This window comes from Paraburkholderia ribeironis, assembly GCF_900019265.1.
Lineage (GTDB): Bacteria > Pseudomonadota > Gammaproteobacteria > Burkholderiales > Burkholderiaceae > Paraburkholderia > Paraburkholderia ribeironis.
In genome coordinates, this window is record NZ_CYGX02000008.1 from 70,692 (window position 1) to 91,046 (window position 20,355).

Consider the following 20,355-nt stretch of genomic DNA (forward strand, 5'->3'; position numbering starts at 1 on the left):
TCGACTTGTCAGTAGCAACCGCTGGCAGTGTTTGAGATTGTTTTACCGTACCTTGGCAGCAATCGGTAATTTCTTCAATTACGCACGGGTGATAAAAAAGACATCCTGATGATTGTCCCAGCCGCCGGGACGATATTCGAGGATGGTCAAGCCATTGTCGTTGCAAAGGTCGCCGACCCAATTGTGCGGAATCAGCGCAATCCCATAGCTGTCTCCGATGTAATCGACCGTCTTCGCCTCAAGCGAGTGGTCGGGCAAGTAGTTGACGAAGCCAAACTGGCCCGCATCGTAACTGCTCAGCAAATGGGCGCGTGCAGTCTCACCGATCTGATAGCAGTCCGCCGTCTCCAGAATCTCGCGCGAACGGGCACCATGTGTGGTAACGACCGCGACGCCGCCAGGTTTCAATTTTTTGAAAAAATGCCTCATGACCGTACGGGCATTGTGCCCGGACAGGTGAGTGATCAGTGAGCCGAGCGCGGCGACTTCGAAAAACGAATCGGGGACATTCTGGAACTCATAGACCGGATCGACAATGGAGTAGCCTGTAACGCCGAATGTCGCCACGCAGAATTCGACGGCCGGCACCATGATGTCGGCCACGTGTACCTTTTGCGGATCGAATCGAGCGGCGAGGTGACGTGTGACCCGTCCGTAACCGCATGGCAGTTCGAGCACGTTTGGTGAATCGGCTTGTGCAAGTTTGGCCGCATAGGAAACGAACTCCGCCATCTGGGTTCCGACGGATGCGTAGTGCTCGGTGGACCCATGAAACATGTCGTCGTGTGGGTGGATGAGTGCTGACTGCATGGTACCTCTTTTCAACCGTAGTTAGAGCCCTTGTGGGACGTCTGGAGCGCACGGAGAGACAGATCGCCTGGCAGCGGAGCGGCGCCGGACACGCACAGTGCATGTACTGCTTCTACCGAAGAAAGCTCTTACTTGATCGCCCTCGGCAGGATGGCTGGTTCTGATTATGATTGATGAACTGGCTGTCCGGTATGAGGATGCGGCCGCGTCGCATAGAAATCAAAAAAATGCTTTTGCCACAATGCGCAGACCAGATCCATCTGATCGACTAGCGCAGCATCGAACACGGTCGACGCGTCCGCTTCATCGATCTTCGCCCGCATGCGGTCGAGCAGCAGCTTTTCATAGTCATTGATGCAATAGTCGTGGACCTCTTGCGCACCGAATGCATAGGCCGAGCAGGGCAGTTCGGGATGCAGGGAGATATAGGTGCTGAACAACCGTTCGACAATAAAGGGCAAAAACGGCGCCGGGTCCGTATGCATCGTATCCGTCATGACGGCTAGCGCCGCATCGTGCGATGGGTTCGCTTCGAGAAAGTCGGCAATTGGAAGCAGCGTGCGGCCGACGTACTCGTCCCAGAACCGTTGCGAGCCCACCCAGAAGTTGCAGTATGCCAACGATTTCGGACCATGCCGTGGCGTATCGCGAATCGTCACACTCACGCCGCTCGCATCCAGCAGTGCCTGAGCCGCTTGCATCAAGCCGGGATGTGCGTGTTCACCCTGCATCCAGACGTTGTACGACCAGTACGCGAGTTGAGGAAAAGGATTGATGAAGCAGATATCGGAGTCTGAATGGCGTTGCACGAAATCGAGGAACGCGGCACCGGAGATCTTCGACTTGAGCGTGAATTTCGGGGAAAAGAGTCCGGTGAAATCGTGCCGAAGATGATCACCGTTGCGGTACATGTCGATCAGGATCTTGAATTCGCGCCACTCGGGGCGCGAATTATCGGCTCGCACGAGGGGTAAAAATTCCGCGCAGTTCAGCGTCTGATCCGGCGAGTAGATCGGCTCGAATACCGCGACGGTTTTGCTCATACGTGACCTGCACGTTCGAGGCAGTAGCGGTTCAGGTCCGCGCGCCATTTCAGATAGGTAAACGATGCATTCGGCACGGTGAAGCTGGGATAGTGCGTCTCGATCGGCACTCCGAGCAGATGCTGCAGCACCACGCTGATGGGGCCACCATGGGCGACCGCAACCATCAGGCCGGCGTTCTGGACCTGTGGCTTGACTTCCGAATCAACCCACGCTTGCACTCGCTCGGCCATATCCAGATGCGATTCGCCCTGTTCGTAGCGGTTCCGGATGTTCTTGTTGAAATCCGGATAGGCTTGATTGAAATCCGCCTCGAGCCACGATCCGTATATGCCGGGATGGGTTTCTGCAAGCCTCGCGTCGAATACCATCGGCCGCGACTCGCCGAAAAGCAGTTCGGCGGTTTGACGCGCGCGAGTCCACGGGCTGCAGTAAATCTGCGACGGCTGAAAGGCAAAGCGTTCGAGCGTCGCGGCGAGATTGACCGATTGGGCTTTGCCAAGTTCGGTGAGTCCGTCTTTGTCCGTCGAAATCAGCAATCCTTTGGCGTTGGCGACGGATTGGCCGTGTCTGATCAGTAAGAGATCCATAGGGCGTATTCCAATTAAGCTGGGTTCTCGTCGGTCACGAGTTCCAGAAAAGTCTTCGCTGGTCCGGCGAGGCCGAACCGCTCATGCGTATCCACGTAAGCCTTGAGTCGCATCGAATCACGCAGTTGCCGGTCCTGATACAACGCTTCCATCGCGCTGGCCCATTCTTCCCCCGTGTTGTTCACGAGCAAGCCGGTGTCGCCGTGCGAGACCGCCTCTTCGTAGACGGGCGAGCGCGAGTAGATTCCCGGAATACCCAGGCTGCCGTAGTCGATGTACTTGATGCACGATTTGCAGCTATTGAAGAAGAGCGTGCCGGGATCCTCGCGACCGCCCAGCGGGACGATCGAGAACAGATAGCCGGCGTCGCGAATGGCCGCCTTGTACGCTGCGTTTTCCAGAAAGCCCTTGGAAACAAGTCGCGGAATGCGCGACATCTCGGGGAACCCGTCGCCCCAGAACTCGAAAGTGACATCGGGATGGCGTTCCAGGAATTCGACGACGACCTTGAAAAACTCTTTCCTGAACTGGACGAGCTTGATGCCGTCCGTGTTGGAAAACAGGATTTTGGGCGGATTCGTTTCGTGCCACGTCGAAGGGTCGGACGGTAGCGCGTGATGATCGAACCCATTCGGGATGACGACGACCGATGGCCTGATCTTGCGCAGCTTGTCTCGCAGGGCCTCGTTCGAGACCGTGGCAATCGACGCCTGGCGGATCAGCCAGGTGATGTTGGCCAGCAAGTCATCGTTCAGATCGGTGACGCTGTACATCGGCAAATCGATGATCCAGTCGTCCATATCGTAGATGGTGCGCAGACCGAGGTCGTTGGCCATGCGCATGACATCGGTTGCGCGATTCGAACTGTGCTTGTTGAACAGCACGGCATCGAACCGGCGCAACTGCCCGACGGTGACCTCGCTTTCAACGATCTCTTCCCATTCGAGCATGCCGTTGTGGGCCATATAGCCCAGTAACGGGCCAAAGCGCGCGGCAATCGAGCGCGACATCAATCTGTCGTGCGATAGCGAGATTCGCTGAACCACCAATAAGCGCGGAATCTTCGGCATTTCAGATACTTTCCCGTGCGAGCAGCGCAGCGATTTGCGGACCGATGATGGATGCGGAGTGATGGGCCATCGCACGGTCGTAAGTTGCAGCTACCTTGGCGTGCCGGTCGGTGTCGTTGATCGCGCCCGCGATCGCCGAAGCTATCGAGTCCACCGAGTCCGGCGACGCGTACCAGACACCGTTTTCAAAGTGCTCGCGCTGCCAGGGGCCGTCGGACATCACCAGAGGTTTCTGCATGATGGCGCCTTCCAGGCTAGATCGGCCAGGCGGATCGATGCTCGGTTCCGCAATCACGCTGCAATTGGCGATGATCGAGCGGAGCAGGGCACTGCAAGGCTGGATGAACGGCAGGAAGGTGATTCCGGAATGAGCCTCCGCGACGCATTGCCGATAGTAGTCGTCGTCGCGGGCTCCACCCACGAACAGGGCGTCCAGCTTGAGTTGATTCAGCGCGCGGATGGTCTGCAACTGATTTTTGATGGGTTCGATCAACCCCAGGCATAGTGCGAAGTCCGTAGCGTTGGAAACCGTCGACAGCAGATCTTTGTCGGGTTGCGCGAGAAAGCGGTTCGACACGCAGGTGGGCAGGATTTCGATTTTCTCCGCCGGCACCCGGATGTATTGCGTGAAGTTGTCGAGTTCCGCCTGAGACTTGAATAGCAGCTTGTGCGCAATCCGCGTAATTTCCTCGACGCGCTCGACCTCGCTGGCCGGAATGGGGCCGAGCCACCAGACGTTCGGCCAGAGGAAGATGCGCTTGTTTCTGACTGCTGCTTCGCGCAGGATCGCGTGGCTGTCGGCGTGCACGGAGAAATGAATCACGCCGTCGTAGAAGCTCAGCGGGCGGCTGCCGATGCCATAGATGTCGATGTGGACGCCGGAAGCCTTGAGTATTTCCGCCACCTGGACGAGTTCCGATTCGCCGCCTCCGCTAACGGTGAAAGCGGTGCTGTACGTTGTCAGAATGAATTTAAGGCCGGTCATGCGTTGCTCCGCTGTGCGTCTGCTTCAACAAGTAAGTCTTGCCACGCAGAATCGCTGGTGCGCTGAAGGATTTCGTTTGCGTGCGCGACATACGCCGAATCGATCCGGTTCCCCGCTGCAGATTTGCTGAGGCGGTTTGCGATCGCCAATGCCCAGACGGAGAGATCGGCTTCGGGCGCGAACACCCAGTCCGGCAGGCAGAGCTCCTGGGCCGCCGTGCCGCCCCGGACAAAGACCGGCTTACCGAAGTGCATCGCTTCGAGCACGGGCACGCAAAAACCTTCGTGCCGGCTCATCGCGAGCAGCGCGCTGGTGGCGTCGTAGCAGTCGAACAGATCCGCGTCGTCGAGCGTGCCCTTGAAGTCGACGCGCTCCAGCACGCCTAGCCGCCGTGCGTGATTGATCAGAAGCTTCTGGTACTCATAGTTCGGTGAGCCGCCGACGATCGTCAGCGTCGCGTCGAGCTCGCGCTGTTTCAACAGCGCGAGGATGTCGATTCCGTCCTCGATGCGCTTGTGCGGCACGACGCGGCCCACCATCAGCAGATTGGGCTCGCGTGAACTGGCGCCCGCCGCAGCCGCTTCGCGCTGGAAGACCGGCATGTCGGCAAACACCGGTGGAATGACTTTCACCGCCGCGACATCGAGCATGCCGGCAAGGCTTGCCGCGGTGCTGTGCGAATTGGCCACCACGACATCGAATCCGGCGAGCAGGGGCAATTGCGCGAGGGCCAATTCGCACAAGCGTGCAGTCGGCGGTTCGAGTTCGCGCAGCAGCTGCGGATCGGTCACGCCATGGAAGTAGCAGATCTTTCTGCAGTTCAGTGCGAGCAGCCGTTCGAGATAGGGATCGAAGATCGAATAGCTCAGCAGCACCACGTCGTCTTCAGCCACGGTGGCGAACAACTCTTCAAGCGGTCGAACACCGGACATGCCCACGTCGTAGAACTGCGCGTAGAGTTCCGCGGCAAGGCCCAGCCGCGAGGCCGCTCGGGCGATGCCCAGGCAGTGGTTGCCCACCGCGTCGCCAGAGAAAATATCCGGAGCACACACGCGCAGCGTCATTTGCCCTTTACCTCCGCAAGCCTCCGCGCGTACGCGCGCGCGACCGCTTCGACCGAATAGTCTCGAACAATGCGTTGCTGGCCCGCCTTCGCGATGCACTCGCGTAGCGCGACGTCGTCGATCACGCGCCTGAGTTGTTCAGCCGCGATCGAAACGTCCGGGTCGCACCAGTACTGGCCCTCGGAGAACAGATAGTCGCCAGCACGCAGCGGGATGAGATCCCCGTCCACCAGGAAGGCCGTATCGGGTTCGCAGAAGTCGACGTTGCCCGAGAAATTGGTCACGACGACCGGCTGACCCAACGCCATCGCTTCGGCAATCACGCGTCCGAACCCTTCGCTACGATGGAGCGAGATGTAGCTGTCGCAGCAGGCCATGAAGTCGATTGAGTCCTGGCGGCTCAGACGTTCCGACACGATGTGAATGCGGCTATCGCCGGCGGTGGTATCGCACACGGCGCGCCATACCGGATCGTCGTCGCGCACGTTCATCGCCTTGATGACGAGCCCGACGCCCGGCGAGGTCTCACCGAAGGCCTGCCGGAATGCCTGCACACCGGCGAGGGGATTCTTGCGGCTAAGCCACGAATTGCCGTCGAACATCAGATAGAACAGGAACTCGTTGGCCGGCAGGTTGAAGCGTGCGCGATCAGGATGCACCGGCGCGGGCACTTCGACCGCCATCGGCATGCGATAGACCGGCGTGTCGCCCAGCCGGCTGTAAACGCTCTGGACGAATTTGCTTTGCGCCCAGATCTCGTCGACCATCTGATGGACCTTGCCGAACGCGCTGGGCCAGTGAGGCAGCTCCCACGGCCACGCGCCGATCTTGTGCGTGGGCGCGTCGATCAGCTTGCGGCCGCCTTCCAGCGCGAGGCGCACCATCTCCGGCGCCGGCAGGCAAATCAGGCTGATGCCGTACTTGAGCTCGTCGCTCAGCAGGTGATCGACCGACGTGTCCAGCTTTGCCGGCCCGGACATCGGCGCATTAACGAGGACGACCGGTGTCGACGTCAGTTGGAGAACGCGCGCGGCCATCCGTGCATCTTCGCCGAGGCCCAACACCCCTTGCGGAAAGCCCACGATGTTCACCCCGAAACCATATCCGTGTTCGACACGGGCGTAGTAACGCGGCGGTTCGTCTGACTTCGCACCAGCGGGGGTTTCCCCGCGATGGACCTTCAGCGAGCCCAGCAGCGGATACTCGTGACCGCCGAATTCATTCCACCAATGCACCAGCTGTTCGCGGCCCGCGTCGGTGCGGATGTCAAAGGCGGCCCGCAGGTCCGGGCGCTCGTTGGCGATCATCTCCAGGAAACGAGCGACCGGCGACGCACCGGCCGCCTGCTCGTCGCCCATACGAGCCAGCGCATCGGCCAGACCTCTCGCGGACCACTTGATCGCGTGGTACTCGTTTTGACCGCTCTGATTCCACCATGACAGGTAGTTCAGGCGAGCGCCGAAGCTGTCGAGGTTGAACGCGGTTTGCAAGTCGGGGCGTTCGTTGTGGATCAGGCTCAGAAATCTCGGGATAAGCGGCAACGCGCAATGTTCGCCCGGTTCCATCTCGAACAGTTCCGCCGGCAAACCTGGTGTGACCCATCGAATCGACGGGTACTGGGACTGTCCATGCTCTACCCACCACGAAAGAGCGTTAAGGCGGCCGATAAAACTGTCCTCGGCGCAAAAGGCCTGTAGGTCCACCCGCTCGTCGAGGATCGCCCGCAGGAAGCGCGGCAGGGGCAACCAATCGGGGTGCGCGCCCCAATCCATCTCGAACAATGGGCCGGGCACGCCGGCTGGCACCCACTTGATCGCGAGATACTCGTCTTTACCGTCGTCGTCCCACCACGTCAGGAAGCTCAGGCGCGCGCCGAAGCTGTCGAGGTTGAATGCCGACTGCAGATCGGGTCGTTCACTCCAGATGAGACGCAGGAATCGCGGAATGAGTGGCAAAGCGCAATGTTCGCCGGGCTCCATATCGAACAATGCCGCGGGCAATGCCGACGCGTCCCAGAGAATCGCCGGGTATTGGAACTGTCCATGTTCGACCCACCACGAAAGAGCGTTGAGGCGGCCGATAAAACTGTCGAGATTGCAGGAGCCCTGTAAATCCGGCCGCTCCTGGAGGATCAGCCGAAGGAATCGCGGCACCGGCAGCCAGTCGGGGTGCGCGCCCCATTCCATCACGAACAGGGGCGCGGGCATGCCGGGCGGTACCCACTTGATCGCCCGATACTGGAGTTGTCCGTGTTCCAGCCACCATGAAAGGCAACTGATCCGCCCGGTAAAGCTCAGCAGGTTGAATGCGGTTTGCAGGTCGGGCCGCTCCTTGATGATCAAGGAGATGAAGCGCGGAATGTCCAGACCTTCGTCGTCGACCGGCTGTTCCGGCTCAAGCATGGCCCTGCCGATCGGCGGGGCCGCCCACCTGATCCGCGCATACTCGCGGTGGCCGTGCTCTTTCCACCAACTGAGGCAGGCCAACCGGCCGGTGAACGTGTTCAGGTCGAATGCGCTGCGCAGGTCGGGGCGTTCGGTCGCAATGAGCGCGAGGAAACGCGGAAAGGGCATTGCGTCGGCATCGGCATCGTCGATCGCCTCCACCAGTTTCGGCCACGAGACGGGCACACTCCACGTCACTCTCGGACAGGCAGCCTGACCATGCGCTTCCCACCAGTCGAGGCAATTCAGATAGCCGGTCAATGTGCCAAGATCGAACGCGCTGGACAGATCGTTCCGGGTGCCGACTATCATCGTGATCAACCTGGGCAGTTGCAGCCCGGCTTGTTCACACACCGTTTGCGACTCGAGCATCGTCTCGGCGAGATGCCTCGTATCGAGCACGCTCGGCGCGGTCGAGCCCAGCCAATAGGTGACGGCGCGTGGATGCCGCGCGATCAGCGACTCGTTATCGAGTTGATGCAAGTACTCCAGGTCCTCAGGACGAAGGACCCACTCGAAGTCGGGATAAGTTTCCCGCGCCGTCATTTCCCACCAGAAATAGAGCGTCAGCCGGTCATCGAGCGCCTTCGAATTGAAGCGCGCCAGATCGGCTCTGAACTTCATCAGAAAATAGATCGCGCTCGGCAGGCAAAACAGCTCGCTCGGCGATGGGTGGCGGTACTCGGCCAGCCACCCGGTCTTGTTCGTTCTCCCCGCCTGATTAACCAAGATCTGCGATCCTCGAAGGCCATGCGAAAGAGAAGTCGTCGGCGTTCAGCGTCAGATTCGGCGAGTAGCAGGGGTCGTTCATCAACAGATCGCCCCAGCGCTGCCTGACCAGCTCGGATTCCTGGTTGAAGCGGATGATCTTCTCAGGCGTGTCTTCAGCGCCGCGCGTGGCCGACTCGTGGTGATACAACTCGGCATACGGCGTGAAAACGTTTCGGTAGCCCGCTTTGCGCACACGCAGGCAGAAATCGATGTCGTTGTACGCGATGTGCAGTTCCTCGTCGAGGCCGCCGACTTCCTTGTAGATCGATTGACGGATCAACAGGCAGGCGGCGGTCACGGCGCTCATTGCGTTGCGCAGGCGTGCGCGGGCAAAATAGCCTGCCATCGTGTTGGGGAAGTGCTTGTGGGCGTGGCTCGCAATGCCGCCCACGCCGAGCACGACGCCGGCGTGCTGGATGGTGTCGTCCGGATACAGCAGCTTGGCGCCGACTGCCCCCACACTCTTCTGCAATGCCACCGAGACCATTTCTTCCAGCCAGTCGGCGTTGATGACTTCGATATCGTTATTCATCAGGCAGACGAAGTCGGCGCTGCTGCCTAGTGCGACGCGATTGTTCAGTGCCGAGTAATTGAATGGCGAGTCGTCGCGCACGACCTTGATACGCTCGTCCTGTTGCAGACGCGCGAACAGATCGTGCGTTTCCTGTTTCACCGAACCGTTGTCGATGATCGTAATGCGGAAGTTCTGATAGCTCGACTTCTGGCGCACCGATTCGACGCATTGTTCGACCAGCGCCGCGGAGTCGCGTGTCGGAATGATGATGTCGACTGAAGGCAGCACGTCCGGCAGCGCGTACACCACCTTGTTGAACGCGTGAGTGCCCGGTGCGTGGATCGTGTGCGCGTTGATGTTGTTGCGCTGCAGGTGGTCGTCGATCGCGCGCATTGCCGCGATGTGCGCGTATGGCTTGGCTTCATGGCCGCTCGCGGTGCTCTCCGGAATGATCCGCCAGTGATAAAGCGGGCGTGGAACGTGATAGACCACGTCATGCCCGGCCCGATCGATCACGCGCAGCGCGAGGTCGTAATCCTGGGAGCCTTCGAGCCCGGTGCGGAAACCGCCGATCTCTTTCATTACCGACGTTTTGTAGACGCCGAAGTGCGAGATCATGTTCTGGCTAAGGAACAGGTCGTAGTTGAAGTCTGACTTGAAGTACGGTTCCGAGCGAGCACCTTCTTCGGAGATCTTGTCTTCATCGCTATAGATCAGTGCTGCGTCCGGATGCGCGTTGATCATTTCGACCATGCAATAGAGCGCCAGCGGATGCAGTTCATCGTCGTGATCGAGCAGACCGACGAACTCGCCGGTCACCAGCTGCAACGCCGTGTTGCTCGACTCGCTGATGTGGCCGTTCTTCGTGCGATAGGCGACCTTGATCTGTTCCGGATACCGGGCGACATAATCGTCCAGCACAATTTTGACTTCGGCGTTGGTCGAGCAATCGTCTGCAATGCAGATTTCCCAGTTTTCGTAGACCTGGTCGATCACCGAGTCGAGCGCCTTGCGCAGCCACTTCTCCGGCGTGTTGTACGTCGGCATGAGAATGCTGACCGTGGGTTGCAACTCGAACGTTTTCGACCGTTCGCGCAACCGCGGATAGATGGACGCGGGCGGTTCATGTGCGTCGAGCCATTCCTGATATGACTCGCCGACGATCGGCGCGGTAGCCGGCAGAGGACCGCCTCGCCATGCCGCGATCCGGCGCGCGCGCGCCAGAAGTTCCTGCGAGCATTCCGATTCGTCGAGAAGTTCGATCTTCAGGTTTTGCACGGAGAAAGACGCCGGAAGTGCGATCGGGTCGAAACGAATCGGGCCGACCAGCGTGGGGAACGCAACGTCCTGTTCGACCTTGCCGCTCGCGTCGACGAGCAGGCCAATCGCGCTATGTTCGGACATGCCCGATCCCGCATCGACGTAAATCATGCAAGGAGATGACGCCGGCGTGTCGACCTTGAGCTCGAACGAAATATGCGCCGCTCGTTCTGACAGCGCTTCCCAACCCACCAGTTCGAACTGCGGGTCGTTGTTGGTGGCTTGCCAGGAGAAGGCGGGGTTCGAGGATATCTCGACGTTATTCAGAGGACGAAGTTCGAAGTTCATTTTGTCAGCAGGGAATCGTAGAGGTCTTTCAGGGGAGACAGGACAGCTTGCCACGTCAGGTCGCGCGCCGTGTCCAGAGTGCCGGCGCGCGGTTGTGCGAGGGCCTCGCCGATCGACCGCGCAACGCTCTCCACATCCTGCGGATCGAGATAAGCGACGTGCCGCGCAAAGTATTCTTCGGTAGAGCCAACTTTCGTCACCGCGATGCGTGCACCCGCGGCATGCGCTTCGAGCGCGGCGAGCCCGGGCGTCTCCAGCGTGCTGGGCAGCACGAACGCTTCGCAGGCCGCGTAGGCGGAGCGCAGCAGCGGCGAATCATGAGCGAGCGTGCCCGCATAGATGAGCTGGTCGCCGCCTTCCGCGAAGCACGCCTGCGCGTATTGCGGATCGCGTTGATGGCCGATCAGCACGAGCTTGAGGTCGGGGAACGACTTCATCGCCCTGATGAGCGCCAGCTGGTTTTTGCGCGGCTCGATATTGCCGACGTTCAGTACGAAGCGATCCTCGATCCTCAATTCGCTGCGGAACAGCTCCGGCGCGACCGGCTCATAAAAGCTCTCTTCGACGCCGTTGAGCACGCTGACGAATTTTTCGCGCGGCAGGTCGAAGATTCGCGCGAGCGTCTCGCACTCGATTTCCGAATTCGCCACCACCCGGTCCGCGAGCGAGAACTGATGATGAATCTCGCCGATCGGATAAAGATGCTTCGTCTCCTCGGTCACCCAGAGACTAGACGAAACCACCAGCGGCAAGCCCAATTGTTTAACAAAGTTACAGAAGTGGACCGAGCCGCCGACGCATGAAAAGAAGTGAACCACATCGTGTTCGAGAAAGCGTGGGTTCCACGGATCGAACAACGTGACATCCACGCCATGAGCGGGCAGGTGTCTGCGATAGGCGAGCAACTGGATCTCTCCGCCGCCGGGGGTGTGGAAGGCCATGGGGTAGGTGGCGAACAGCACTTTCATGAATGGGCTCTATATGCTCAAACGTTTTCTTTTCGTCAGACCAGCGCATCGTGCGACGCGTGCCGACACGGCGTCGGACACTGCGGACCTAAACGATGCGGAACGGCAATCCGTGAGAGGTGCGAGTGCGCCCGGGTCGGTATGCTGCGCGATCTTCGCACGGGGACGCGCTGCGCGGCTTCATGGCCTTCAGGCGCTGGCTCACCGCGGTGCGGGCCGCTAGTCGCTCACGCCACTCGGGGGCGAGCGTGAGTGTGCTGTCGTCGAGCACGTCGGATCGAAACCACGAATTCCACATGCGCGAATATGTTTGAGTTGTTACGAAATGTAGGGGCTACACCCCGGTGGGCGTCCGTCCGCTTTATTATCACGGCCGAAGCCTTTCACCATGCATTCAGTTCTGCTTTCGGTCTGTTAGCCGCTGACGCATTCTAGCGCCTAAACATCGCGTGTAGCGGGCCGCGGCGCAAGTTGACCGCATACAATACGTTCCCAATCAGACTTCCAGAGAAGCACCGCCGATGCCAGATTGTATCGTGTCTCATCCGCCATTCCTGTCGCATGCAATCAGGACAAGTTCTGAGCGCGCACGCTCGCGTTTCCTGGCATGGCGGGTCGGCTCGGTCGGTTCACAGGAAGTGCGCCCATGACCCTATGTGTTCTGATCACCGGCGCTAACGGCTTCGTCGGCAAGGCGCTCTCGCGCGCACTGCTGCAGCGTGGTGATCGCGTCGTCGGTGTGGTGCGCCGCGCGCAAACGGTCGTCGACGGTGTGCGCGAATGGCTGCTCGACGCGGATGACTTTCAGGGCATCGAACAGCGCTGGCCGGTGGCGCTGCATTGCGATGTGGTCGTCCATCTCGCGTCGCGCGTCCATATGATGCGCGAAACCTTGGCCGATCCATTGCCGGCCTATCGCGCGACTAACGTCGATGGCGCGTTGCGTGTCGCCGCCGCGGCGCGTCGCGCGGGCGCGCGCCGCCTGGTTTTCGTCAGCAGCATCAAGGCGGTGGCCGAGAGCAGCGTAGGCCGGCCGATCACGGAAACAGACGAGCCCGCACCATCCGATCCCTATGGCATCTCCAAACTCGAAGCCGAGCGCGCGCTCGTCGACTACGGTCGCAAGTCGGGTCTCGAGATCGTGATCGTGCGACCGCCGCTGGTCTACGGTCCGGGCGTGCGCGCCAACTTCCTGCAACTGATGAACGCGCTCGCCAAAGGCGTGCCGCTGCCGCTCGGTGCGATCGCCGCGCGGCGCAGCCTCGTGTTCGTCGACAACCTCGCGGACGCGCTCGTGCATTGCATCACCGACCCGCGTGCCGCCGGCCACACCTTCCACGTCACCGATGGCCGCGATCTGAGCGTTGCGGAGCTGGCGCGGGCGCTGGCGCAGCAACTGCACGCGCCGGCGCGCCTCGTGCCGGTGCCGGTCGGCGTGCTGCGCGTCGCCGGCCGCCTGACCGGCCGCACGGCGCAGGTCGACCGTCTGATCGGCGAGCTGCGCCTCGATAGTTCGCACATCTGCGAATGTCTTGGCTGGTCCCCGCCGCATACCGTCGAGCATGGCTTGCTGGAGACGGCCGCCTGGTATCGCGCGACGCATTGAAACGCGTTGCAACCAAACTGAACTGAACCGCACTGAACTGACTCCGGACTGCTGACTAACGATGTCGATTGCTTCAGATCTTGCCTTTCCCGCCGTCCCTCTGTTGCTGTGGGGCGTCGTCGCGCTGGGCGCGTGCGCGGCGATTCTGTGGGCGCTGCTCACGAGCGGTCTCGCCTGGCGTCTCGCCACGGACATCCCCAACGACCGCTCGCTGCACACCCGGCCGACACCGCGCGTCGGCGGCTGGGGTATCGTGCCGGTGACCGTGGTGCTGATCTGGCTGGCCGCGCCGGCGCTCTGGCTGCCTGCGCTGGCGGCGGCGCTGCTGGCCGCGTTGTCGCAAATCGACGACCGCCGCGGCCTGCCCGCGCGCATACGCTTCGGCGGCCACGCGGCGGCAGTGGCGGCGCTGATCGCCATCTACCCCGCCGAGGTGCCCTGGTGGGCGCTGGCGGCCATGGCGGTGCTGCTGGTCTGGCTGGTCAATTTATACAATTTCATGGATGGCTCGGACGGTCTCGCAGGCGGCATGGCGTTGTTCGGCTTCGGCGGCTACGCGATCGCCGCGTCTGTCGCGAACCATCCGGACTTCGCGCTCGCGCTGGCGTGCGTGATCGTGGCGGGCGCGGCGGCGGGCTTTCTGCTGTTCAATTTCCACCCCGCGCGGATTTTTCTCGGCGACGCCGGCTCGATCCCGCTCGGCTTTCTCGCCGGCGCGCTCGGCTACTGGGGCTGGCGCGAAGGCGTGTGGCCAGTGTGGTTCCCGGCGCTGTGCTTCGCGCCGTTCATTGGCGATGCATCGGTGACGCTGCTCAAGCGCCTCGTGCGCGGCGAAAAATTTTGGCAAGCGCACCGTGAACACTACTATCAAAGACTGGTGCAGTCCGGTTTGGGACACGCATCAACGGCATGGATTTGGTATTTGTTCATGGCGGCGGGCATAATGCTTGCTGTCTGGGCACTACAATTTGCTGTCCTGTATCAATGGCTGGTTGTCGTCGTTTGGGCTGCCGTGCTGGCGGTCGCCGGGCTATGCATTGATTGCCGCTGGCGCCGTTATGCGTCCCGTTCCAGGCAATCCTGAGGTTATACGCAATGAAAAGATTCAAAGCCCGATGGCTTTCGTTCAGTGCGTTTGCGTTCGATCTATGCGCGGTGGCTCTGGCCTGGATGCTGGCATACGTGATCCGTTTCAACGGTCCGGTGCCAACGCCGTTCTGGTCGAGCGGCATGCATGCGCTGGTGTGGGTGCTGCTGATCTACGCGGTCATGTTCCGCAGCTACGGGCTGTACCGGGGCATGTGGGTGTTCGCCAGCCTGCCCGATCTCGTGCGTATCGCCAAGGCGATTGGCGTCGGCGCACTGGTCGTCGTGATCGGCTCGGCGCTGCTGCAACCGGTGCCAGTCGTGCCGCGCTCCGTGCTGATCGTCTCGCCGATGCTGCTGTTCCTCGCGATGGGCGGCTCGCGCGCGCTCTATCGCGCGGCCAAGGAGTTCTACCGCTATGGCGGCCTGGTTGGCCAGGGCAAGCCGGTGCTGGTGCTCGGCGCGGGCAATGCCGGCGCGAACCTCGTGCGCGAGCTGAAGCGCTCGGGCGAATGGCGTCTCGTGGGTCTGCTCGACGACGACCTGGTCAAGCAGGGCCGCGAAATCTACGGCTACCGCGTGCTCGGCGCGATCACCGATCTGCACAAGATCACCGCCGACCTGAAAGTCGAGCACGTGATCATCGCCGTGCCGTCGGCGCCGGTGGAAGTGCATCGGCGCATCGCCACGCTGTGCGTGCGCGCTGGTGTGCGGGCGATGACGCTGCCCGCGCTCACGCCGCTCACCCAGGGCCAGGCGTTCCTGTCGCGAGTGCGTCAGATCGACCTCGAAGACCTGCTGGGCCGCGACCCGGTGACGATCGACACGGAGCATGTCGGAGCGCTGCTGAAGAACCGCGTCGTCATGGTGACGGGAGCGGGCGGCTCGATCGGCTCGGAGCTATGCCGGCAGATCCTGCGCTTCGGCCCCGTGCAACTGGTGGCGTTCGATATCTCCGAGTTTTCCATCTATCGTCTGAACGAAGAGCTGCGCGACAAATATCCCGAAGTGTCGGTGGTGCCGATCATCGGCGACGTGAAGGATTCGCTGCTGCTCGATCAGGTGATGGCGCGCTACTGTCCGCACATCGTGTTTCATGCGGCGGCCTACAAGCACGTGCCGTTGATGGAAGAAGTGAACACCTGGCAGGCGGTGCGCAATAACGTGCTCGGCACGTATCGCGTGGGGCGCGCAGCGATCCGCCACGACGTCGCGCATTTCGTGCTGATCTCCACCGACAAGGCCGTCAACCCGACCAACGTGATGGGCGCGAGCAAGCGCCTCGCGGAGATGGCCTGCTCGGCGCTGCAGCAGCAGGGCACGCGGCGCACCCAGTTCGAAACCGTGCGCTTCGGCAACGTGCTGGGCAGCGCTGGCAGCGTGATTCCGAAGTTCCAGGAGCAGATTGCGCGCGGCGGTCCCGTCACGGTTACGCATCCGGAGATCACCCGTTTCTTCATGACGATTCCCGAAGCGTCGCAACTCGTGTTGCAGGCGTCGAGCATGGGCCGCGGCGGCGAGATCTTCATTCTCGACATGGGTAAGCCGGTGCGCATCGCCGATCTCGCGCACGATCTGATTCGCCTGTACGGTTTTAGCGAGGAGCAGATTCGCGTGGTGTTCACCGGTCTGCGGCCTGGCGAGAAACTTTACGAAGAACTGCTGGCGGACGATGAAACGACCACTCGCACACCGCATTCGAAGCTGCGCATCGCGCGTGCGCGTGAAGTGCCGGACAGCCTGGTCGACAATCTGCTGCCGTGGCTGATGCAGCACCGCGTGCCGACCGACGACGAAGTGCGCCGCGACCTGCGCCGCTGGGTGCCCGAGTACCAGCCGGCCACCACTGCCGCACTGCGCAGCGTGACGCCGGCGACGCGGGTGTCGTAGGTACGGCGACGGACGCTTGACGTCAACCATTGGAAAGGCGCCCCAAGCGCCTTTTTCAATTACCGCTTCCCCTTCCTCACCACCATCCACCTCGGCGACTTGAAGCGCACGATGCTCATATACAGCCACACATAAGTCGCCGCGAACACCACCACGAAGCAGAACAGATGCAGCGTATGCCGCCAGAACAGCGTGGCCGGCACGACTGCGATCAGGCACAGCAGCCACAGATACGGCGAGGTCAGCGAATTGCGCCGCGTCAGCTCGCGTGCGGTGCGCGCGCCGACCGCCCAGCGCATCAGCCGCTTGTAGACCAGCATGTGCAGATGCACGCCGTCGGGAATCCCCGGCGACATGCCGCGAATGAACTTCTTCCGGTAGATCGAGAAGCAGGTCTCGAAGATCGGATACATGAACAGCAGCACCGGATACCACGCCGACACATCGCGATTGCGCATCACCAGCAGGATCGACAGTTCGGCGAGCATGAAGCCGATGAAGTAGGCGCCACCGTCGCCGAGAAAGATCAGCCCCGCCGGAAAATTCCAGATGAAGAAGCCGAGCACCGCGCCCATCATCATGAACGACGCCGACAGCACGACCGGATCGGCCACCTGGAACGCCACGTAGGCGAGCGACGCGAACATCATGAACGCGACCATCGACGCGAGACCGTTGAAGCCGTCGATGATATTGATCGCATTAGCGAGCGCCGCGACAGCCAGCACCGTGACCACGAACGAGATCGCCGCGTACGACAGCAGAAAGTCGAGCGGCGGCACACTGATGCGCGTGACCGCGATACCGAGCAGGAAAAAGGCCAGTGCGGCAGCCGCCATCGTGCAGACGAGACGCGCGAGCGGCGACACACGCTTGGTCAGGTCCTCGACGAGACCCGAACCGAACGCCGGCATGCCGCACGCGGTCAGCCCGAGAATGCCGCCCGACACGGCCGGATACGCACGATGCAACTGCAGCGCCGAGACGATCAGCCCGAGCAGAATCCCGGTCCCGCCGATGCGCGGCACCGGGCGCACATGGAATTTCTGCACGCCGGCCAGATCGGTATCGGTGGAGAATTTTTCATGCAGATGCGCATAGCGCACGATCAACAGCGTGATCAGCAGTGAAACGAGAAAGCCAAGCGCAAAACTGAGCATGAAAGTGGGCCTGAGCAAAGACGCCGAATTATACAAACGAAACGCGCGGCGCCCGGCTCGCGGCGCGTGGGCGTCGATGGCGCGCGAGCCCACGCGAATCCCAGATAGTGAGGTTTGAGCGGCCGAAAACGGCTGAAAACGCGCGCCAGTCATGGATTCCACCTATGTGGCGCGGGTCGCGCACGGTCGTAAACCAGGATGCGGCGCAGTGTGCGTCACGCGCAACAACACGCAACAACGCGCAACAACGCGGCACGCGCGTGCGCCAATCTGTTGCGCCGCAACTCGGCAAGACGTTCCGGAGACCCAATGCTAAACAACATCACAATTCGTGGCGGGCTGACGCTGGTGATCAGCGTGTTCGTCGCTTTTCTTCTGACGGTGATCGCGGTCGGCTACGGCGCGCTCAAGCTCGCCAACAGCAGCCTCGACGACACGCAGCGCAGCGCGATCGCGCTGTCGCATCTGAAGGCAAGCTCGGAGAAGCTGCTGCAGGCGCAGCTCGCGTTGGGCAGCTATCAAGCGCTCTTCAGCGTCGGCAAGCAGACCGACGAACTGCTGCCGGCCGCGCACAAAGTGCTGGTCGAATCGAATAAGGACTTCCGCAACTACATGGCCGGTTCGTTCGTGAGCGACGACGAGCGCAAGCTCGCGCAGAGCGTCGAACAGGCGCGCAACGCGCTGGTCGACAAGGCGATCGAGCCGGAGTTCAAGGCGCTCAGCGACTTCGACTTCAACACCTTCCGCACCATCCAGGGCGACACCGCGAACAGTCTCTACGCGACCTATTCGAAGGCCATCGACGCGCTCGAAACCGCGCAGATCGGCAATCAGCATCAGCAGGCCGCCACCGGCGCGCAGCGCTTCCAGCTGGCGACGCTGCTGTTCGCCGCGATCGGCGCGATCTCGCTCGCGATCGGCGTGGTGGCGCGCGTCGGGTTGTCGGCGGCGCTGATCAAGCCGGTCAATGCGACTGTCAAGCACTTCGAGCGCATCGCCGCCGGCGATCTGAGCGTCGCCATCAACGTCAAGTCACGCAACGAGATGGGTCAGTTGCTGGCCGCATTGACGAAGATGCGTGATGGACTCGTCGAGACCGTCGCCAAGGTGCGCGGCAATACCACCGCGATCACCCGGGGCGCGAACGAAATTGCCTCGGGCAATGCGGATCTGTCGGCGCGCACCGAGCAGCAGGCGGCCGCGCTGCAGCAGACGGCCGCGAGCATGGAGCAGTTGTCGGCGACGGTGAAGCAGAACGCCGACAACGCGAAGCAGGCGAACCGCCTCGCGCATGGCGCGCTCGACACGGTGACGCGTGGCGGCACGGTGGTGTCGCGCGTGACCGAAACGATGGATGGCATCAGCGAGTCGTCGCGCAAGGTGACGGAGATCATCGGCATGATCGAAGGGATCGCGTTTCAGACCAACATCCTCGCGTTGAACGCGGCGGTCGAGGCGGCGCGCGCCGGCGAGCAGGGACGCGGCTTCGCGGTGGTGGCCTCGGAGGTGCGCAGCCTCGCGCAGCGCTCGGGCGCGGCGGCCAAGGAGATCAAGGAACTGATCGGCGAATCGGCGGCGAAGGTGGAGGAGGGCGCTTCGCTCGTGTCCGACGCGCAGAAGACGATTCACGAAGCGATGAGCGCGGTCGAACGCGTCACCGGCGTGATGAACGAGATCGAGGCGTCGGCGCTCGAGCAAAGCGACGGCATCGAGCAGGTCAACAAGGCGGTCTCGCAGATCGACGAAGTCACGCAGCACAACGCGGCGCTGGTCGAGCAGGCCGCGGCCGCGGCGAAGTCGCTGGAAGAGCACGCGGTTGCGCTGTGCGACGCGGTGGCGGTGTTTCGGCTCGATGCGAAGGCGGCATAGCCGAGGCTGTTGCTAACGCGGCCCGGCACCGAGGCCGGAGTTCGCGCGAGGTACGCTTCGGCACGGGTTCGGCAATCGCCGAGCCCGTGCGTTGCGTCAATGACTCGTACCCAGATACGCGGCCTTCACCGACGGATCGTTGCGCAATTGCAGCGCCGGCCCATGCGCGGCGATCCGGCCGTTTTCCATGACGTAGCCGTAGTCGGCCACATTGAGGGCCGCCGCGGCGAACTGCTCGACCAGCAGCATCGTCACGCCCTGGCCCTTCAGATTCTCGATGATGCGAAACACCTCTTCGACGAGAATCGGTGCGAGCCCCATCGACGGTTCGTCGAGCAGCACGAGTTCCGGGTTCAGCATGATCGCGCGGGCCATCGCCAGCATCTGCTGCTCGCCGCCGGAGAGCGTGCCGGCCAGTTGATGGCGCCGTTCCTTCAGACGCGGAAACAGTTCGATCGCGCGCTCCAGATCGGCGTTCACATCGCCGCGCGGCCGTGCCCAGGTGAGGCGCGCAAAGGCGCCGAGAATCAGGTTGTCGGTCACGCTCATCGTCGCGAACACGCGCCGTCCTTCCGGCGAATGCGCGAGTCCGAGCCGCGCGATACGATGCGAGTCGAGCGCGTCGATCCGCTTCGCGCTCGCGCCCACACCCATCGTGATCTCGCCGGCGCTTGGGCGGATCATGCCGGAGATCGCGCGCATCGTGGTGGTCTTGCCCGCACCGTTCGAGCCGATCAGCGTGACGACCGAGCCCTTCGGGACGTCGATCGAAATGCCGTGCAGCACTTTCACCTTGCCGTATCCTGCATGCAGATTCTTGACCGATAGCATGTCTGTTCCTGTGAGTCTCGTGGGTCCCCTGGGTCCCGTGGGTCCC

Annotated in this window: 15 protein-coding genes; 4 read left to right on the forward strand and 11 right to left on the reverse strand. The window is 61.9% G+C overall.

The features are described from left to right. Positions 1–78: 78 nt before the first annotated feature. The 9 genes from BN2475_RS03465 to BN2475_RS03505 all read right to left on the reverse strand — a co-directional run bounded on the left by BN2475_RS03465 (position 79) and on the right by BN2475_RS03505 (position 11,867). Positions 79–810, reverse strand: coding sequence for a class I SAM-dependent methyltransferase (locus BN2475_RS03465; RefSeq protein WP_094778185.1), 732 nt, complete (start codon positions 808–810; stop codon positions 79–81). Between the two features lie 164 nt (positions 811–974). Continuing rightward, positions 975–1,853 carry a hypothetical protein gene (locus BN2475_RS03470; RefSeq protein ID WP_094778186.1) on the reverse strand — a complete coding sequence of 293 codons (879 nt, stop codon included), beginning with the start codon at positions 1,851–1,853 and terminating at the stop codon, positions 975–977. Beyond that, the gene (locus BN2475_RS03475; protein WP_094778187.1) at positions 1,850–2,443 is read right to left on the reverse strand and encodes a histidine phosphatase family protein; all 594 of its coding nucleotides are present in this window, start codon (positions 2,441–2,443) and stop codon (positions 1,850–1,852) included. Before BN2475_RS03475 ends, BN2475_RS03470 begins: the two co-directional genes overlap by 4 nt. A gap of 14 nt (positions 2,444–2,457) precedes the next feature. Further along, on the reverse strand, positions 2,458–3,513 hold the full coding sequence (locus tag BN2475_RS03480) for a glycosyltransferase family protein (RefSeq protein WP_094778188.1): 1,056 nt from the start codon (positions 3,511–3,513) through the stop codon (positions 2,458–2,460). A 1-nt stretch (position 3,514) separates the two neighbouring features. Further along, on the reverse strand, positions 3,515–4,498 hold the full coding sequence (locus BN2475_RS03485) for a glycosyltransferase family 4 protein (protein WP_094778189.1): 984 nt from the start codon (positions 4,496–4,498) through the stop codon (positions 3,515–3,517). Continuing rightward, positions 4,495–5,562, reverse strand: a complete 1,068-nt coding sequence (locus BN2475_RS03490) for a glycosyltransferase family 4 protein (RefSeq protein ID WP_094778190.1) — start codon at positions 5,560–5,562, stop codon at positions 4,495–4,497. Before BN2475_RS03490 ends, BN2475_RS03485 begins: the two co-directional genes overlap by 4 nt. Beyond that, positions 5,559–8,735: a glycosyltransferase family 4 protein gene (locus BN2475_RS03495; RefSeq protein ID WP_094778191.1), complete on the reverse strand. Its 3,177-nt coding sequence runs from the start codon at positions 8,733–8,735 to the stop codon at positions 5,559–5,561. Before BN2475_RS03495 ends, BN2475_RS03490 begins: the two co-directional genes overlap by 4 nt. Then, a complete protein-coding gene (locus tag BN2475_RS03500; RefSeq protein WP_094778192.1) occupies positions 8,728–10,899 on the reverse strand; it encodes a glycosyltransferase family 2 protein in 2,172 nt (723 codons plus the stop codon). The genes BN2475_RS03495 and BN2475_RS03500 overlap by 8 nt, the downstream gene beginning before the upstream one ends. Beyond that, a complete protein-coding gene (locus tag BN2475_RS03505; RefSeq protein ID WP_094778193.1) occupies positions 10,896–11,867 on the reverse strand; it encodes a glycosyltransferase family 4 protein in 972 nt (323 codons plus the stop codon). Before BN2475_RS03505 ends, BN2475_RS03500 begins: the two co-directional genes overlap by 4 nt. A gap of 646 nt (positions 11,868–12,513) precedes the next feature. On the opposite strand from BN2475_RS03505, the gene BN2475_RS03510 reads away from it, so the two are divergent. From BN2475_RS03510 to BN2475_RS03520, 3 genes are all read left to right on the forward strand, one after another. Beyond that, on the forward strand, positions 12,514–13,473 hold the full coding sequence (locus BN2475_RS03510; protein ID WP_094778194.1) for an NAD-dependent epimerase/dehydratase family protein: 960 nt from the start codon (positions 12,514–12,516) through the stop codon (positions 13,471–13,473). A gap of 61 nt (positions 13,474–13,534) precedes the next feature. Continuing rightward, complete coding sequence (locus tag BN2475_RS03515; RefSeq protein WP_094778195.1) at positions 13,535–14,557, forward strand: MraY family glycosyltransferase; 1,023 nt, start codon at positions 13,535–13,537, stop codon at positions 14,555–14,557. Between the two features lie 11 nt (positions 14,558–14,568). After that, positions 14,569–16,449, forward strand: a complete 1,881-nt coding sequence (locus tag BN2475_RS03520; RefSeq protein ID WP_094778196.1) for a polysaccharide biosynthesis protein — start codon at positions 14,569–14,571, stop codon at positions 16,447–16,449. A gap of 59 nt (positions 16,450–16,508) precedes the next feature. Here the strand turns inward: BN2475_RS03520 and BN2475_RS03525 are convergent, their stop codons facing one another. After that, the gene (locus BN2475_RS03525; RefSeq protein WP_094778197.1) at positions 16,509–17,609 is read right to left on the reverse strand and encodes an MraY family glycosyltransferase; all 1,101 of its coding nucleotides are present in this window, start codon (positions 17,607–17,609) and stop codon (positions 16,509–16,511) included. Positions 17,610–17,918: 309 nt separating this feature from the next. Here BN2475_RS03525 and BN2475_RS03530 point away from each other — a divergent pair, with 309 nt between their 5' ends. Beyond that, entirely contained in the window at positions 17,919–19,478 is a 1,560-nt protein-coding gene (locus BN2475_RS03530) for a methyl-accepting chemotaxis protein (RefSeq protein ID WP_094778198.1), read from the forward strand. A 96-nt stretch (positions 19,479–19,574) separates the two neighbouring features. Here the strand turns inward: BN2475_RS03530 and BN2475_RS03535 are convergent, their stop codons facing one another. Next, on the reverse strand, positions 19,575–20,309 hold the full coding sequence (locus tag BN2475_RS03535) for an ABC transporter ATP-binding protein (RefSeq protein ID WP_094778199.1): 735 nt from the start codon (positions 20,307–20,309) through the stop codon (positions 19,575–19,577). Between the last annotated feature and the right edge of the window lie 46 nt (positions 20,310–20,355).

Excerpts from the sequence above, each read along its gene's own strand:
- BN2475_RS03510 (WP_094778194.1), top strand. The coding sequence starts at position 12,514 with ATGACCCTATGTGTTCTGATCACCGGCGCTAACGGCTTCGTCGGCAAG.
- BN2475_RS03500 (WP_094778192.1), bottom strand. The coding sequence starts at position 10,899 with ATGAACTTCGAACTTCGTCCTCTGAATAACGTCGAGATATCCTCGAAC.
- BN2475_RS03490 (WP_094778190.1), bottom strand. The coding sequence starts at position 5,562 with ATGACGCTGCGCGTGTGTGCTCCGGATATTTTCTCTGGCGACGCGGTG.
- BN2475_RS03530 (WP_094778198.1), top strand. The coding sequence starts at position 17,919 with ATGCTAAACAACATCACAATTCGTGGCGGGCTGACGCTGGTGATCAGC.
- BN2475_RS03480 (WP_094778188.1), bottom strand. The coding sequence starts at position 3,513 with ATGCCGAAGATTCCGCGCTTATTGGTGGTTCAGCGAATCTCGCTATCG.
- BN2475_RS03470 (WP_094778186.1), bottom strand. The coding sequence starts at position 1,853 with ATGAGCAAAACCGTCGCGGTATTCGAGCCGATCTACTCGCCGGATCAG.
- BN2475_RS03505 (WP_094778193.1), bottom strand. The coding sequence starts at position 11,867 with ATGAAAGTGCTGTTCGCCACCTACCCCATGGCCTTCCACACCCCCGGC.
- BN2475_RS03475 (WP_094778187.1), bottom strand. The coding sequence starts at position 2,443 with ATGGATCTCTTACTGATCAGACACGGCCAATCCGTCGCCAACGCCAAA.
- BN2475_RS03520 (WP_094778196.1), top strand. The coding sequence starts at position 14,569 with ATGAAAAGATTCAAAGCCCGATGGCTTTCGTTCAGTGCGTTTGCGTTC.
- BN2475_RS03485 (WP_094778189.1), bottom strand. The coding sequence starts at position 4,498 with ATGACCGGCCTTAAATTCATTCTGACAACGTACAGCACCGCTTTCACC.
- BN2475_RS03515 (WP_094778195.1), top strand. The coding sequence starts at position 13,535 with ATGTCGATTGCTTCAGATCTTGCCTTTCCCGCCGTCCCTCTGTTGCTG.
- BN2475_RS03525 (WP_094778197.1), bottom strand. The coding sequence starts at position 17,609 with ATGCTCAGTTTTGCGCTTGGCTTTCTCGTTTCACTGCTGATCACGCTG.
- BN2475_RS03535 (WP_094778199.1), bottom strand. The coding sequence starts at position 20,309 with ATGCTATCGGTCAAGAATCTGCATGCAGGATACGGCAAGGTGAAAGTG.
- BN2475_RS03465 (WP_094778185.1), bottom strand. The coding sequence starts at position 810 with ATGCAGTCAGCACTCATCCACCCACACGACGACATGTTTCATGGGTCC.